Source organism: Neoroseomonas rubea (assembly GCF_016106015.1).
Lineage (GTDB): Bacteria > Pseudomonadota > Alphaproteobacteria > Acetobacterales > Acetobacteraceae > Neoroseomonas > Neoroseomonas rubea.
Genome location: NZ_JACADQ010000754.1, coordinates 1 through 569, shown reverse-complemented (window position 1 = coordinate 569; position 569 = coordinate 1). Strand labels below are relative to the sequence as shown.

Annotated in this window: 1 protein-coding gene; it reads left to right on the top strand. The window is 77.7% G+C overall.

What is annotated here, in order from left to right:
• Positions 1-156: 156 nt before the first annotated feature.
• Positions 157-569: hypothetical protein (locus tag HW577_RS26230; RefSeq protein ID WP_198378990.1), on the top strand; the 413-nt coding region annotated here is incomplete at its 3' end.

Below are 569 nucleotides of genomic sequence, written 5' to 3'. Positions count from 1 at the left end.
GGCCCTGGCGCCACCGCTCTTCACGCCGGGCGGCGCGGCGACCCTTGCGCGCCTCGGCGCGCTGCCGCGCCTGCCCATGACGGCGCGCGCGGCCCGCCTTGCCGAACAGGACCTCTGGCGGATCCAGCGTCAGGGCAACAGGGATCGTCAATGGCCGTGACCGCGCGACGCGCGCTACTTCTCCTGCCGCTGCTCGCCGCCTGCGAGGAATTGCGGACACCCCAGGCCGGGCTCACCGGCGTGCTGGTCTCGACGCCGAGCCCGCAGGGACCGTTGCGGGCCGCGGTGGAGGCCACGGCCGCGGCCTTCACCCGCGAAGGGCAGGGGCTCGCGGGCCGGCCGGCCGAGGCAGCGCTGGCGCTGGCGCGCTTCGAGGCGCTGACGATCGAGGCGGCGGACCGGAACGCCTTCCCGACGCTGTCCCCCACCGTGCCGATCGCGATGCGCGTCGCGCGCGACGAGAACCGCGCCGCACTCGGCATCGCGCAGCGCGCCCCGGCGGCCGAGGTGGTGCAGGCGCTGGCGCGCGCCGCGGAACGGCTGCGCGCGAACGACCCGCCTGGCGCCGC